The organism is Bacillus sp. JJ1533 (assembly GCF_036965045.1).
In the GTDB taxonomy this organism is placed as follows: Bacteria; Bacillota; Bacilli; order Bacillales; family Bacillaceae_L; genus Ferdinandcohnia.
This window is the reverse complement of the sequence record NZ_JBALOV010000031.1, coordinates 93,844-108,500: the sequence shown is the minus strand read 5'-3', so window position 1 is coordinate 108,500 and position 14,657 is coordinate 93,844. Positions and strand designations below refer to the sequence as shown.

Annotated in this window: 13 protein-coding genes; 6 read left to right on the top strand and 7 right to left on the bottom strand. The window is 36.8% G+C overall.

Annotated features, from left to right (window positions below):
- Nucleotides 1-22 precede the first annotated feature (22 nt).
- Nucleotides 23-1,366: a branched-chain amino acid transport system II carrier protein gene (gene brnQ, locus V7138_RS16605; protein WP_335399331.1), complete on the bottom strand. Its 1,344-nt coding sequence runs from the start codon at nucleotides 1,364-1,366 to the stop codon at nucleotides 23-25.
- 351 nt (nucleotides 1,367-1,717) lie between these two features.
- Here brnQ and V7138_RS16600 point away from each other — a divergent pair, with 351 nt between their 5' ends.
- Complete coding sequence (locus V7138_RS16600) at nucleotides 1,718-2,215, top strand: hypothetical protein (protein ID WP_335399329.1); 498 nt, start codon at nucleotides 1,718-1,720, stop codon at nucleotides 2,213-2,215.
- Nucleotides 2,216-2,478: 263 nt separating this feature from the next.
- Here the strand turns inward: V7138_RS16600 and V7138_RS16595 are convergent, their stop codons facing one another.
- A complete protein-coding gene (locus V7138_RS16595; protein ID WP_335399327.1) occupies nucleotides 2,479-3,144 on the bottom strand; it encodes a phosphatase PAP2 family protein in 666 nt (221 codons plus the stop codon).
- A 142-nt stretch (nucleotides 3,145-3,286) separates the two neighbouring features.
- Between V7138_RS16595 and V7138_RS16590 the strand changes: the two genes are divergently transcribed.
- On the top strand, nucleotides 3,287-3,988 hold the full coding sequence (locus tag V7138_RS16590; protein ID WP_335399325.1) for a metallophosphoesterase family protein: 702 nt from the start codon (nucleotides 3,287-3,289) through the stop codon (nucleotides 3,986-3,988).
- Between the two features lie 13 nt (nucleotides 3,989-4,001).
- Here V7138_RS16590 and V7138_RS16585 read toward each other — a convergent pair whose 3' ends face one another.
- Nucleotides 4,002-4,907 (bottom strand): LysR family transcriptional regulator, encoded by a 906-nt coding sequence (locus V7138_RS16585; RefSeq protein ID WP_335399323.1) that lies wholly within the window; start codon nucleotides 4,905-4,907, stop codon nucleotides 4,002-4,004.
- A 118-nt stretch (nucleotides 4,908-5,025) separates the two neighbouring features.
- Between V7138_RS16585 and V7138_RS16580 the strand changes: the two genes are divergently transcribed.
- Both V7138_RS16580 and V7138_RS16575 read left to right on the top strand, forming a co-directional pair.
- Complete coding sequence (locus tag V7138_RS16580; protein WP_335399321.1) at nucleotides 5,026-6,216, top strand: coenzyme F420-0:L-glutamate ligase; 1,191 nt, start codon at nucleotides 5,026-5,028, stop codon at nucleotides 6,214-6,216.
- Between the two features lie 120 nt (nucleotides 6,217-6,336).
- On the top strand, nucleotides 6,337-7,158 hold the full coding sequence (locus tag V7138_RS16575) for a mechanosensitive ion channel family protein (RefSeq protein WP_335399319.1): 822 nt from the start codon (nucleotides 6,337-6,339) through the stop codon (nucleotides 7,156-7,158).
- 95 nt (nucleotides 7,159-7,253) lie between these two features.
- Here V7138_RS16575 and V7138_RS16570 read toward each other — a convergent pair whose 3' ends face one another.
- Nucleotides 7,254-7,991 carry an SDR family NAD(P)-dependent oxidoreductase gene (locus V7138_RS16570; RefSeq protein ID WP_335399317.1) on the bottom strand — a complete coding sequence of 246 codons (738 nt, stop codon included), beginning with the start codon at nucleotides 7,989-7,991 and terminating at the stop codon, nucleotides 7,254-7,256.
- A gap of 196 nt (nucleotides 7,992-8,187) precedes the next feature.
- Here V7138_RS16570 and V7138_RS16565 point away from each other — a divergent pair, with 196 nt between their 5' ends.
- Complete coding sequence (locus V7138_RS16565; protein ID WP_335399315.1) at nucleotides 8,188-8,790, top strand: TetR/AcrR family transcriptional regulator; 603 nt, start codon at nucleotides 8,188-8,190, stop codon at nucleotides 8,788-8,790.
- 74 nt (nucleotides 8,791-8,864) lie between these two features.
- Here V7138_RS16565 and V7138_RS16560 read toward each other — a convergent pair whose 3' ends face one another.
- Both V7138_RS16560 and V7138_RS16555 read right to left on the bottom strand, forming a co-directional pair.
- Nucleotides 8,865-10,874: an SGNH/GDSL hydrolase family protein gene (locus V7138_RS16560; protein WP_335399313.1), complete on the bottom strand. Its 2,010-nt coding sequence runs from the start codon at nucleotides 10,872-10,874 to the stop codon at nucleotides 8,865-8,867.
- Between the two features lie 294 nt (nucleotides 10,875-11,168).
- A complete protein-coding gene (locus tag V7138_RS16555) occupies nucleotides 11,169-11,744 on the bottom strand; it encodes a uracil-DNA glycosylase (protein WP_335399311.1) in 576 nt (191 codons plus the stop codon).
- Nucleotides 11,745-11,917: 173 nt separating this feature from the next.
- Here V7138_RS16555 and V7138_RS16550 point away from each other — a divergent pair, with 173 nt between their 5' ends.
- On the top strand, nucleotides 11,918-12,259 hold the full coding sequence (locus V7138_RS16550) for a nuclease-related domain-containing protein (RefSeq protein ID WP_335399309.1): 342 nt from the start codon (nucleotides 11,918-11,920) through the stop codon (nucleotides 12,257-12,259).
- A 939-nt stretch (nucleotides 12,260-13,198) separates the two neighbouring features.
- Here the strand turns inward: V7138_RS16550 and V7138_RS16545 are convergent.
- Nucleotides 13,199-14,215 carry a DUF1646 family protein gene (locus V7138_RS16545; protein ID WP_335399307.1) on the bottom strand — a complete coding sequence of 339 codons (1,017 nt, stop codon included), beginning with the start codon at nucleotides 14,213-14,215 and terminating at the stop codon, nucleotides 13,199-13,201.
- Nucleotides 14,216-14,657: the final 442 nt, after the last annotated feature.

Sequence of the window (14,657 nt, the reverse complement as noted above, 5' to 3'; positions counted from 1 at the left end):
CGCATCGTGTTTTGTTCGTACCTTATTCTTCAATTGGTTCTGCGCTTAGAGAGCCATTTTTGATAACGCTAATTAAAAATCCGATTACCCCACCAACAATCGCAGGGACAATCCACCCTAACCCTACAGTATAAAGAGGAAGAACCGCTGTAAATAGGTCATTAATAGCAGCAATTTTCACACCTGCCGCATTCAATCCATCATTCACACTTAAGATAAATGTAACTAAAATACTTACTTGGTATACTTCCTTACGCCCTTTAAAGAGAGGATGCAAGAAAGTTAAGACCATTAAACACATTGCTAATGGATAAAGTAAAACTAACACTGGAATCGAAAAGCTAATAATCGTGTTTAACCCAAAGTTCGAAATAACAGCACTGAACAATGTAAAGATAACAGCCCACTTCTTATAAGAAAGAGCAGGAATTAATTTTGTGAAATAAGTAGCACATGATGTAATAAGTCCAATACTTGTAGTTAAACATGCTGCGATTACAATTACTGCAAGAATGACTTTCCCATACCATCCGAAGAAATGTTGAGAAGCAGCCGCTAAAACAGCACCGCCATTGTCTAAAATTCCAAGTCCCTCTACACTTGTTGCTCCTAAAAATGCAAGTGAAGAATAGATAGCACCTAGTAATACACCTGCAATTAATGCCACTTTACCTGTTGAAATCATAATTTCTTTTTTCGTTCTTGCGCCGCGTTCCTTCATGATATTTATGACAATAATTCCAAATACAAAGGCTGCAAGTGCATCCATTGTATTATAGCCATCTTGGAATCCCTTGAAGAAGCTATTTGTCATATAAGTTTCTGTTGGTTCTTGAATCGCCCCAATTGGGTTTACAAACGCCGCAATAATTAAAATCGCAATCACGATTAATAATATCGGTGTTAACATCTTTCCAACGATATCTACTATCTTACTGGATTTCAGTGAAAAGTATAAAGTTAATCCGAAAAAGATAATTGTATAAATAACTAATGGAATAGAACTTGCTGGGTTCGAAACAAATGGTGCAATTCCAATTTCATAAGAAACCGTATTTGTTCTTGGTATTGCAAATAACGGACCAATTGTTAAATAAAGTGCAACAGTAAAAAACACTGCATAAAGCGGATTAACTCGACCAGCTAGTGACTCCAAATCGCTCTTTCCAGAGAATGCTAAAGCCAAAATACCCAGAACGGGTAAACCTACGCCAGTTATAAGAAAGCCAAGATTCGCTGAAAAAACATTTTCTCCAGCTAACTGACCTAATTGTACCGGAAAAATTAAATTCCCTGCACCAAAGAATAATGCAAATAACATAAACCCTACTGCTACTAAGTAGCTAAATGAATCTCTTGATGACATATCTATTCCTCCTAAAACACCCTAGATATTTTTTAAATAATCGTTCTCCTGATAGCAAATCTAGAGCACAAAAATTATTCTAGTAAACTCACTTGCTTACAAATCTCAATTTGATAGTCATTAATATATCACACAAAATACCCAAAAGCAACACTTTTCAGAAAATAGAATTATATCAAAATATTATTTATAATAAATGTAAGCATTGGAATTTAGTTCCATTGTACTAGAAGGTCTTTAGTGAAGGTTCCATTTGTCCCGGTGCTTTCATGGATGTACTTTAGTTTTTGGCATAAGAATCACTCACTTAGAACAAATTAAGAAAAAATTGGTTCGAAAGGATTGTTTTACATGATGAAAAATTCACTGAGAGTCCTTATCGTTTTATGTTCGGTGGTTGCTGCAGTGTTCCTTCCTAAAAAATCGTACATTACATATTTACCTGTTGCCTTATTTTCTACGAGCGTTCTATTGTTTGAGATCTTCTATTTTACGGTACACAAACTATGGACGGTAAAAGGCAGCGTTCGGGAAATGGTATGTGATGCCCTAATCTTTATTTTAGGTCCCTATTTATTCGCGAATTTTTGGGTGTTTAATCTAACTCGCGGGAAATTTGTCCCATACACAATTATCAATCTTGTATCAGATTTAATATTTGCATACCCAGTCATTACATTATTAGAAAAGCTAAATTACTTTAAAATAAAAATTAGTTCAGCTAAGTTATTTACATTAATCTTCTCAACTTCACTTACCAATTTTATCTTCTATAAATTTTATGAGGTATTCATCGCTCCAAAACGATTGGAATATGACCTGGAACTCAGCGAGGCTGACTTTTATTGAAATGTATAAACCAAAAGAAAAGAGACCTTTTTAATTCACTACGAATTAAAAGGTCTCTTTTAAAGAATACTTTAAAATGGTTTCTCATTAATGTGTTACTCTACTACAGTATCGGCCCCACCTTCGCCAAATACCATGATGACCACACATGTCATCCACCTGATTTTATTATAGTTGATAGCGCTTTCATTTTCAATAAAAACAATTCCCTAAGATTCGACAGAATCAACCGAGGGATGGTTGTATTGGTCCATTCCTAGAATTCAACCTGTTTTCAAACTGGCATGTTTAAGTGCTCGTCGATCTTTGAACCATTGAAAACTCCATATTGAAAAACCTATCCATGTCGCACTCGCAAAATAGCCGCCAATTATATCGGTTGGGTAATGGACTCCCAAATAGATACGGCTCATTCCAATGCCAACAATCATAATTGCACTAAATAAAACCAGAGCTGCCCTCCTCCACCCTACTCGAATATGACGCCACAACAGGAACGTGAAAATCCCATAAAACGTAAAAGCATTCATCGCATGTCCACTTGGAAAGCTATAGCCCGAGATTTCGACTAATCTGTGGAAATCAGGTCTTTCCCGTACAAAAAATCCTTTTAGCAAGTAATTTAAAATGGGTGAGCTGACCATCACTCCAATAAACAAGACTAACTCATAACGGTGCTTTAATACATTATAAAGGAAAAACAGAATAACAATTGATAAAACGATTATCACAGGAACTGACCCAATAAACGATAAGAATTTCATTAGAAAAGTTAGCCACACAGACTCCAGCCCCTGGACAAACGTGATTACACGGCTATCAAATCGAAGAATATCATGGCCATGAACAACATACGCAAGTAAGCCAAACACGATAAATGAAAAAAGAAAAAGAACAAACGCTACAGTTAAAGGACTTTTTAATTTCATATACAGCACATTCTTTCCTATTAATACCCTTAGTATTTTTTTCTTTAAAAAGGATTATACAACTAGCCGTCCTCGTGAGGAAGGCGGATGTGATAGAATAGAGGCACATAAAAAATCGTTGTTGGTAAAGGTTGTGTCATGTGTGAAGCGAATGCTTGCGATAAGTGATATTCATGGGGATTTAGATAAATTTGAGAGGCTTTTAGAGCTTGTACAATATAATCATGAGCAAGATCAGCTTTTACTCCTAGGAGATTATGTGGATCGCGGATTCCAATCAAGGGCCGTTTTAGAAAAAGTAATTCAATTATGCAAGAATGGAGCGATTGCGTTAATTGGTAACCATGAAAAAATGATGATGGAAGCCTTTCGGGCTGATTCGATGAGCGTCAAAAGATGGTTTTACAATGGCGGGATTAAAACCCTGCAAAACTACGGTTATTACATTGAAAAAGATGATGCAAACTATTGGTACACGACTGAGGAAATGCCAAATCTTCTGGAAATGAACGAAGAAATCCGCCCGCACTTGGAGATGTTAAAACAGCTTCCTTATTACTTTGAAACAGATTCACATATTTTTGTTCATGCAGGAGTTCATCCGGAAACACCCTTAGAAACAACAGATCCCCATTTACTCGTCTGGATTCGAGAAGAATTTCATAATGGATATTCCGGTGAAAAGACTGTGATATTTGGCCATACCCCTACAAAATATTTACATCAAAGCAGTGAAATGTTTTTCGGTAAAAATAACATCATTGGCATTGACGGGGGCTGTGCTTATGGTGGAAGACTTTATTGCTATGACGCTACTAATTCGAAAATTTACTATGTCGAATGAGTACCCGGACGGTTCAAATGGCAGAAGAACCGTCCCCATGATTCCTAATAATCTCCAAGAACTTCGTGGACGCAGGTGACAATGGTACGTTTTTGACATAACAGATGCCAATGCTTCGATTAGGAATCCTTTCTTTTAGTTGCACTTCATGCAAGATGCCCTTCTCTAAATATTCCAGTGAAAACTCTTTTGTGACACAGGCAATTCCTAGATTGATTTTTGCAAACTCTAAGAGTAAGTCATGGGAGCCCAACTCAAATTCTGGCGAAATCCTTAATCCTTTCGATAACAAAAACTCATCTACATATTTTCGGGAAACCGACTTTGGTTCAAGAAAAATTAATGGATGCTGAATTAATTCTGTCAAGCTTACCACCTTCGGCAAGAGTCTTTTGTAAGTATCTCCACAAACAAAGACATCATGAATATCCATGCATGGTATTTGTGCTAAGGTCGGATCATCCACTGGGAAATTACAAATCGCAAGATCAACCTCTCCTAACTTTAATAATGAAATAAGCTCATGGGTTGTCCCGTTTTCAATTTTGAACTTAATATTAGGGTATTCTGTGTGAAAAATTTCTAAGTACGACAGCAAAAAGTACTTCGAAATGGTGTCCCCCACACCAATTCTCAATTCGCCTTTTGTTAAATTTTTAAATTCTAAAATCATTTCTTCCCCAACATTGAGGAGATTCATCGCAGAATGAACATATTCAAATAACAACTTTCCCTCATTTGTCAAAGTAACCCCTTTTGGCGTCCGATTAAACAGCCGGATATCCAGTTCCCGCTCCAGCTGCATCATCGACTGACTAACTGCAGGCTGTGTCATAAAAAGGTCCTTTGCTGCCTTTGAAAAACTCCCATTCTTTGCAACTACAGTAAAAACATTATATAAATCTAATTTTCCTATCATATAACTCACCCTTATACCTGTTATTAGATATATTAATTTTACTTATATCACATATTAGATGTATAGTACTAGTGGATACTATTTACATTAATCTTATCAGCATGTAGGAGTGATTGTTTTGGAAAGAGTAGTAGGAACAGTTGTAAGGGGTTTACGTGGTCCAATTATCAATAAAGGTGACAGCATTGAGCAAATCGTTGTTGATACTGTATTAACAGCTTCTGAAGTTGAAGGCTTTGCTATACAAGATAAAGACATCGTGACAATAACGGAATCCATTGTCGCTCGTGCTCAAGGAAACTATGCGACCATTAATGATATTGCAAAAGATGTAGAGGCCAAATTTGGTAACGACACAATCGGTGTTATTTTCCCAATCCTAAGTCGTAACCGTTTTGCAATCTGTCTTCGTGGAATTGCGAAAGGTGCGAAAAAAATTGTCCTTATGTTAAGCTATCCTTCAGATGAGGTTGGTAACCACTTAGTGGACCTTGACCTTCTTGATGAAAAAGGAGTAAACCCATGGACAGATGTATTAACTGAACAACAATTCCGTGACCTTTTTGGACACAATAAACATCCTTTTACTGGTGTAGATTATATCGATTACTATAAATCATTAATCGAAGAATATGGGGTTGAATGTGAAGTTATCTTCTCAAACAATCCAAAAACTATTTTAGACTATACTAAGAACGTTCTAACTTGTGATATTCACACAAGAAATCGCACGAAGAAAATTTTAAAAGAAAACGGCGGCGAAAAAGTATACAGCCTTGATAATATTCTTTCTGAATCAGTAAATGGCAGTGGCTACAATGAACAATATGGTTTACTTGGTTCAAACAAAGCGACAGAGGAAAGTGTGAAGCTCTTCCCTCGTAATTGTCAACCAATCGTTGATCAAATCCAAGAACTTCTTAAAGAAAAGACCGGTAAAAATGTTGAGGTAATGGTATACGGAGACGGCGCATTTAAAGACCCTGTCGGAAAGATTTGGGAGCTTGCTGACCCAGTTGTTTCCCCTGCTTATACTGCCGGACTTGAAGGTACACCTAATGAAGTAAAATTAAAATATCTTGCTGATAACAATTTTGCAGACTTAAAAGGTGAAGAACTTAAAAATGCAATCTCTGAGTTTATCGCAAACAAAGAGGGTGACTTGGTTGGTCAAATGGAAGCTCAAGGTACAACACCTAGAAGATTAACTGACCTAATCGGTTCACTTTCTGACTTAACGTCCGGAAGTGGAGATAAAGGTACACCATTCGTGTATATCCAAGGTTATTTTGATAACTATACAAAGTAATAATCGTTCCCCTGTGGTTGCACAGGGGGTTTTTTTATATAGAAAATATGTTTCATATTAGTGGAATGTGGTATCCTCTTACTATGAAAAAAGATAAGTACGAGGAAGGATGATAATAGCTTGTTTGATTTACTCATTATTAATTGGGAGCCCCTGCTAATCAAAGTAGGAATCATCGCCCTAAAAATAATTGGAATACTTATAGCGTTTGTCATTGTAAAAAAGATTGGGAACAAGGTCATTGACCGTACTTTTACAAGATTACAGGATAAACAAAATATTTCATTGGGACGGGCCCATACCCTCCAAAAGTTAATGGAAAACATCCTCTCGTATGCGCTGATCTTCATGTTAGTGGTTTCAATCTTTGGGATTTTTAATATCCCTGTCGCAAGTCTTATTGCTGGCGCTGGAGTCGTCGGACTAGCAATTGGATTTGGAGCGCAAGGACTAGTTAGTGATGTTGTAACTGGCTTTTTCTTATTGTTGGAAAAGCAAATTGATGTGAACGATTATGTAACCCTCGGAGCTATCAATGGTATTGTTGAATCTGTAGGATTACGTACTACGCAAATCCGTGGTTTTGATGGAACCTTACATTATATTCCGAATCGTGATATCAAAAGTGTCAGCAATCATTCTCGAGGAAATATGCGTGCTCTTGTTGATATAAAAATTTCTTACGATGAGAACATTGATCAAGCCATTATTCTGATGCAAGAAGCTTGTGACCAAGTTGCTGTTGATAATCCATCTATTGTCGAAGGACCAAATGTCATTGGTGTTCAAGAGATTGGAACTTCTGATGTTGTGTTACGAGTAATTGCTAAAACAGTAAATGGCGAGCAGTGGGAAGTTGAACGTCAATTGCGGAAGGCAATCAAGGATGCATTTGACGCAAGAGGTAATTCTACTATCACATCAACTCAACCTTCATCTTAATAGCGAAGGACCGGATAAAATAGACTGTATAAATGGAAAAAGGGGCTTCCATTTTACTGGATGCCCTTTCACGTATATAGTGTTGTTTTCACAATTTATTGTGCTGTATATCCACCGTCAACAATTAAGCTGTTTCCTGTCATGAATGAAGAATCGTCACTAGCAAGGAATAAAACAGCTTTCGCCATTTCTTCTGCTTGTCCAAGACGCTTCAATGGAGTCATACTGCGCAATACTTCTTTGCTTTCTTCAGGAATGATTGGAGTATCAATGAATCCTGGGCATAAAGCATTCACACGAATGTTTTGTTCTGCATATTCAAGTGCAAGTGAACGAGTTAAGTTCACTACGCCACCTTTTGCTGCATTATAGGCTGCTGAACCTGGTGATCCAACCCAACCGTACATAGAAGCAGTGTTTACAATTACTCCGCCATCTGCTTTTAAGAATTCACGGATTGCTTCACGTGCAACTAAGAAAACGCCGTCTAAGTCAACGTTAACCGTATTTCTCCACTCAGAGTATTCTAATTCATGTGATGGTTGAACACGTCCGATTCCTGCATTATTGAAAACAACATCCACTTTACCGAATGCTTCAATTGTTTGTTTATAGATATTTGCAACTTCTTCTTCACTTGTAATGTTAGCTTTTACAAACAAAGCCTCTGCGTTTAGCGCTTTCAATTCTGCCTCAAAAGCTTTTCCTTTTTCCTCGTTTAAATCCACTAGAACAACTTTAGCTCCTTCTTCAACAAATAAACGGGCTGTTGCTGCTCCAATTCCAGAAGCTCCACCAGTGATGATTGCCACTTTATCTTGTAATTTACCCATTATGAAGTCCTCCCCTTAATATAGAATATAGTATTACCCTAGTGTAGGATACTAGTTTTCACAAATGATATTGTCACCATTTGTTCACAATTTCATTCTACTATTCTGGGTATAATAAACAATCATCAAAGAAAATCAAAATGTCTAACTGGTAGACAGTTCTGACAAAACTGTCTATTTTGGGGAGGTTTTTTACATGCATGGTGAAAACGATATCCTATCGAAACGTCGAATTCGAACAAAAGAACATCTAAAGCTCGCTCTCATTGATCTCATCAAAGAAAAAGGCTATCATTCCGTTTCTGTAAAGGATATTGTGAACAAGGCTTCCTATAACCGCAGCACTTTCTATGTTCACTACCAGGATAAAATTGATTTAGCTGAGGACTTACTAGATTCCATGATGACAGGATTATGGAACTCTGTAGGAAAGCCATATACCCCCGGGCAAAAAGTACTAACAGCAAAGATCAGCAAACCGTCTTTTAATATTGTTTCTTTTATTGATGAGCATCGTAATTTTTTTGAACTCATAAAATATGACGACACATTACCGGGATTACACACGAGTTTCCCTCAAACCATTTTGAAAATATATCAAGAGAAATTCATCTTTGAAACGATAAACAATATCCCAGTCAACATGGACTATTTTAAACGCTACACAGCATTTGGCTTTTACGGGCTTATCCAAAATTGGATTACAAATGGTTTCAAGGAATCTCAGGAAGAGTTTATTGAAGAGGCCATTGAGTTAACAAAAACACATATCTACTCATTTAAATATACGGGGAATTGAATGAAGAAATCCTTTACATAACAAATAAGAGAAGGAAGGGCAGCCCCCTATCCTTCCCTTATTCTATTACTATATTATTTTTCTAGTATTAAACGTCTTCTTTTTGAAACGACGAAAATCATAGCTCCCGATAATAACAGAGAGGTTCCAACTAAAAGCAAATTGTAATAATTTGTTGCTGTTTTTGGCAATTTACCTTTTGATGTACTTTTCTTTGTATCCTTTTTTGTATCCTTTTTACCACTATCTTTTGGTCCTTTTGAAGGATCTTTGGCAACAGGAGGCGGTGTCCCACCGTCATCCTTTGGATCGTCTACAGGATCTTTAGTAACAGGAGGTGCTGGTTTATCAACTTGGGCAAATACACCATAGTTTGAAAAATGTGTTACATCCAAGCTGATTGTCTTTAACTCCTTATTCTTTTCACCTTGCTGAATTTCCCATTTGCCACTCTCTTTATTAAAATGATAAATGGCAACATTATCTGGTGAGTCGGTGTCATAACCCATTGTTAGCCTAAACGTGCCGACAAAGTCTTCAAATTCCTCTGGGTATTTAAATTTGAAATTCAAAGCAGCCCCAAAAAGCTCTAATTCTCCTGTTTTTGCTTTAGAAAGCACCTCCTCACTTGTTGTTGTAACAGAAAGTGTTGTTCCTTCTGGTAGGTTATCTGGTAATAATAAGGTCACATTCGTTCCTTTAATTTTAATAAATTCATCTGAGTTTACAAGAGTCTCTTCCCCTAAATCAATTTCTTGTTCAATTGGAGAAGGTTCGGTAACAACAGGATATGCAACATTTATTTGAGCCATGAATGCACTAGCAAGAGCTCTATACCCCGCTTCACTAGGATGAATATTTCCCGGATTTGGTAGATACGTTAGATGGTTTCCTTCAAACAAATCGGCAACAGGTACGAATGTCGCACCTAATTGAGTGGTAGCTAACTCGATTGCCTTATTTAATTTATCAAGTATCGGTTTTGTCATGCTTTCTTGTACTTCAGTAGGTAAATACGGTAAGGCATTATAGTAACCCATGACGTAAATCTTTGCAGTAGGGTTTACCTTTCTAATTGAAGTCAGTATTTGCGCTGTATTCGTGCCAACATTCTTTAGAACCTCCGGGACTTTTACTCCAACTGCTTCTGCTATGGCTGTTGTTGCGGCAAGTTGTGCCGCTTCAGCTTTTGCCTTTGCTTCAAAATACGTATTTACTGCTAGTTTAGTAGATTCAATTTTTGAATTCGCAGAGTCCATTCCTGTAATTGCTTCATTTGCCTTGGCTTTAACGTTTAGGATATTGGGAATAGCCAATGAAATATTTAACGACTCGATCATTCCAATTACATCCACTACTGAGTTTAATTTTTGTGCTGCAATGCCTAGATGGCTTGTAACTGCCTCTAGGTTCCCTAGGACATCTTGGGCATTTGTGTCAAGAGCCAACGTTGCACCATCTACATTTTCTTCTGCTTTAGTTATACTAACCTTTGCTTCTTGAATAAGACCGAGCGCGGGAGTTATTTTAGCCAATTGCTCAGGTGTTAGATATTGCCCAAGCAAGCTTATTTCCTCAGATGCTAAAGTTACAGCATCGTCAACCTTCACAATAGCTGTTTTAGCTTCATCTACTGATAGTCTTACCGCGTTAATCGCATCAGACGCACTACTTTTTGCGATTAACGATTCTTGTGTTGCTACCTGTGCCGCCTGCTGTAAACCAAGTACCGGTTGAACCACAGCTAATATATCATTAGCACCTGCACTAATCGTAATAATATCGGCATTTGCTATTTCTAAAATAGGTAACCCTGCAAGTACATTCTCTGTCTTAAAACCACGATAACCTGCATTATGTACGTTTATCTGGTATCCGTTAGTCTCAAGATCGCTCTTTATCATTCCTACATATCCACTTCCGAATGAACTATCCGATAACATTCCTTCTGCCAATGAATCCCCTAATGCAACATAATTAATTGTAGGATTTTCCCCTTCGGCAAGTACAGATAATGGTGAAAATGCTAGCATGACCATGAGCATAATCAACAATGAACGGGTTCTTCTCATTAATTTCTGCAAACTTAAATCCACTCCTTCCCTATTAGGTTTTGCCTTCATTTTGCTTTTAACAAATTACAATCACAACACTTTTTTAATTTGTGCTCAATAAAGAAATAAGCCTCCTTATTTCGTTCTTTATATAAGTTTAACAGAAACCAACTCCATTGCAATACTCTACCTACCAATTACTTGAATATTTTTACTATTGAAACACTACAATTTTTCTCATACTAAAAACACCTCTAAAAGGGCTTCCCACTATAAGAGGTGTTTTAATGATCTAATGATTATTTAGCAGATTTATCCATTTTTCTAGATCTTCTTCCTAAGCTCCGACGCTACCAGTTGCATATCTTCAAGAAGAAGAGGATACAAATTTGGCCTTCTTCTAGCCGCAAGTGGATGGTACGCAACTGTCGTTTGATAGCCGTTCATCTGATAAAAGTTTCCTCTTAATCCTTTAACCTCTAGCTCTGGATTTCCGAAAAAAGACTGAACCGCCACATTTCCAAGACATAAGATGAGCTTGGGTTTTTGTTCTTCCAATTGTGCATACAAATGCTGGATACACGTTTTCCTTGTATTTTCCTTATCATAGGCTTTTACCGGTCTTCTTTTTAAAATATACGTAACGTACAAATGCTCTTTATCAATACCAGCTTCATTGGCAGCTTTCTGTAAAGTCTGCCTTGTCCCACAAATCATTGCATTGCCTTCACGATCTTCACGCGCCCCCGGATTATCCAATATAATCATAATTGGTGCCTTCGGGTTTCCCTCACCCCATACCATTCGTGAACCTTGTTGATACAATCCGCACTCTTTACAGTCCTTCTGGTCCTCTGGAATCCGATCCTCATTCCACATTATCGGACAAAATGAACTCACATCGCTCACACTCCTTATGGTTAGGATAACCAAATTCGGAAAGTGAAAATCTAGACTGTTTTATATAGTCCGGATATTTTTTTACGTCCTATTGGACACAAAAAATTAACATATTTTTCACATTTATATATTCAAATTTCTTTTACAATAAGACATAGAAAGGAAGTGGAAGTATGATACTTAAAACACGAACGGAATCAAATGAACTGTTAACGCTGAGATCATTAAATATAAGATCTGAGTTAACAACAAAAGAAAGATTTTACTATGAAAACCTAGAAAGAGGCTATGAGGGAGAGTTAAGATTTGTCTCTTTATCACAAAGTCTTCAGGAGGAAAGGTATATTATTAATGACTTATTACTAGAAGTAAACAATTCATTTTTCCAAATTGATACCCTGATTATCTCAAAGAGCGTTATTCATCTTTTGGATATTAAAAATTTGGAGACTGTTACCTTAACTCAGACAATCTTTATTCTGTTTCAACTGGCCGTGAATATAAAAACCCCCTAAATCAATTAAACAGATGCTCCTCTTTATTCCGCCAGCTACTGCAAAGCCTCAATCTTAATTTCCTTATAGATGCATCCATTATTTTTATCAATCCAGAATTTACATTATACCAAGCACCTCTTAATCAGCCTATCATTTTACCAACCCAAATAAACCGGTTTTTAAAGGAATTAGATAATGAATCTTCCCAATTAAATGAAGATCATAAGAAACTAGCCAAAAAATTACTGGAGTTACACCAACCAAAAAACCCTTATGAAAAGTTGCCGGCTTATACGTATGGTCAACTTAAAAAGGGATCCTACTGTAAGAACTGTAAATCATTTCGGGTGATCATAAAAAATCGCGAGCTATTATGTACTAACTGTGGTGAACAGGAAAAAATAGACCAAGCTATTTTACGAAACGTGAAGGAATTTAATTTATTATTTCCTGATCAAAAAATAACAACCCAAGCAATATTTGATTGGTGCCAGTTAGATTTATGTAAGCGGACGTTTTCAAGAGCCCTAAAGAAAAAATACATTTCGGTTGGCAATACAAGAAATACTTTCTTTAAACAGAGATAATAGGAGTAAACATTGCATCTCACATACCCTGCAGATTTTAAGGCAGGGTATTTCCATCGTCGTTAAGAGAACTTTGAATTAAGCTTTCCATATTGTCTTTTTTATCCCTATACTGCAAAATGGAAATCATTTTTAGACTCTTTTTTTCTTTTTCTCTATCTTTCTGTCAGATTCACAGCGGGATTTGGACTACGTTCCGTCATTTCACTACCGGTCTGTCCAAATGACACCCTTATCCCTCATTTGGACTCCGATATTCTAGTTCAGACTCTATTCAGCCTCTTCTTCCTCCCCATCCAAACCTACGTGTTCTGAAAAACAAAAAAACCACTTGCTTCACGTCAAAGCAAGTGGCTTTCCTTTATATTCTCTACCCCATAATTAGCAAATAAATAAAGAATACGACCATCACAACTAATCCAAATGGCACACCAAATTTTGCCCATTCTTTACTAGTGATTCCAAGTTTGTTAGCTGAAATGATGTTTGGAATATTTCCCGGGATTAGCATTCCACCACTAATGATTAGTCCTAGCAGCAAGAAGCGAATCGTTTCCGTAGTCATGGATGGACTTATTTCAGCTGCAGCAAGTGTAGCATTATCGAGCACGGCTGAAATCATATTAATCCAGTACAAGGCACCTGGCTGTAAATGCAGTAAATATTGATTTACTAGTGGTTCATAACCAGCTCCTAGTAATGTTAGACCCATTACAAATAGATAGATTTTAAATGAACGAACAATAATCTCAGAGTAGCTTTCTGCCTGGTTGTCCCCTTCCAAGCCACGTCTACCTTTAGTAGGCTTTAATGCAAAGAATGCGACAACACCTATCAAAACTACTGCAATAATTACTTCAGCACCTATCAATTCAAACAGATAAAAGAAATCCTCTTTTAGTTTGCTTGTGGTAATTGTTGATAAAGGTTCCCCAACTGGTGTAAGGACCGCACCTAACCCAATCGAAAAACAAGCCAAAATAACAGTTCGAATCTCAGTTCTGCGATCCAAACTTAAAGTACTTACAACCGACACAAGCACGATCGCAGCAATTATGGCCGTAATCACGCTTGATAATAATCCTAAAACAACAATAATGATTGCAAGGAATAGACGAATGTCCATTTTGTGACTTACCTTTAAGATAGCCCCTTCAATTGGTGTCTTCAACCATTTGAATAGTAAGCCCGCGATAAGTACGGCAAGCGTAATGAAAATAGGATCCTTCAAAGCATGAACGAACAATTCCAGATTAAAGACACCACTTACTAGTGCTGCCAGAAAACCCATAACAAATAAAAAGGGCTCTAAGTTTCGTTCAATTGGTTTTACAACGAATGGTAAAAATAATACGAGTAGTAAAATGATAATTAGACCAGCAGTCATAGTTTTTCCTCCCATCCTCTATGGTGTCGCGACTACTTTCTAGTAGGATAGCGCCGCAGAGTTCGACCAGAAGATATCCAGTCTATGATAATCTTATTTCGACTCTATCTATTTTAACACACTTTTCAGAAGACTTTACTTAAATTTTTCTGAAAATAATTCTATGAATACTACTTTTTAATAATATGTAAACCTCTACTTGCTAAATCCGAAAATTTTATAATCTGTATCCTGCTTTACAATCTAAAAAACAACATAACACTCACATTTCCATCCATTCTTATTCCATAATTCGGTATTTGGTACCATTCCTAAGATAATGAGTGATTATGTCTACTAGAAAGCCTTTAATCACGTCTAAAGGCAAAATAAACAAGTTTTTCACGTTTGCAAACTTTATTTTATTACTGATATGCTTACAATTGGTTAAGCGAACCGTGCA

What these genes read in the sequence shown, in the direction of transcription:
- brnQ (WP_335399331.1), bottom strand. Translation starts at nt 1,366, where the DNA reads ATGTCATCAAGAGATTCATTTAGCTACTTAGTAGCAGTAGGGTTTATG.
- V7138_RS16570 (WP_335399317.1), bottom strand. Translation starts at nt 7,991, where the DNA reads ATGGGTAAATTACAAGATAAAGTGGCAATCATCACTGGTGGAGCTTCT.
- V7138_RS16550 (WP_335399309.1), top strand. Translation starts at nt 11,918, where the DNA reads ATGATACTTAAAACACGAACGGAATCAAATGAACTGTTAACGCTGAGA.
- V7138_RS16595 (WP_335399327.1), bottom strand. Translation starts at nt 3,144, where the DNA reads ATGAAATTAAAAAGTCCTTTAACTGTAGCGTTTGTTCTTTTTCTTTTT.
- V7138_RS16565 (WP_335399315.1), top strand. Translation starts at nt 8,188, where the DNA reads ATGCATGGTGAAAACGATATCCTATCGAAACGTCGAATTCGAACAAAA.
- V7138_RS16600 (WP_335399329.1), top strand. Translation starts at nt 1,718, where the DNA reads ATGATGAAAAATTCACTGAGAGTCCTTATCGTTTTATGTTCGGTGGTT.
- V7138_RS16585 (WP_335399323.1), bottom strand. Translation starts at nt 4,907, where the DNA reads ATGATAGGAAAATTAGATTTATATAATGTTTTTACTGTAGTTGCAAAG.
- V7138_RS16545 (WP_335399307.1), bottom strand. Translation starts at nt 14,215, where the DNA reads ATGACTGCTGGTCTAATTATCATTTTACTACTCGTATTATTTTTACCA.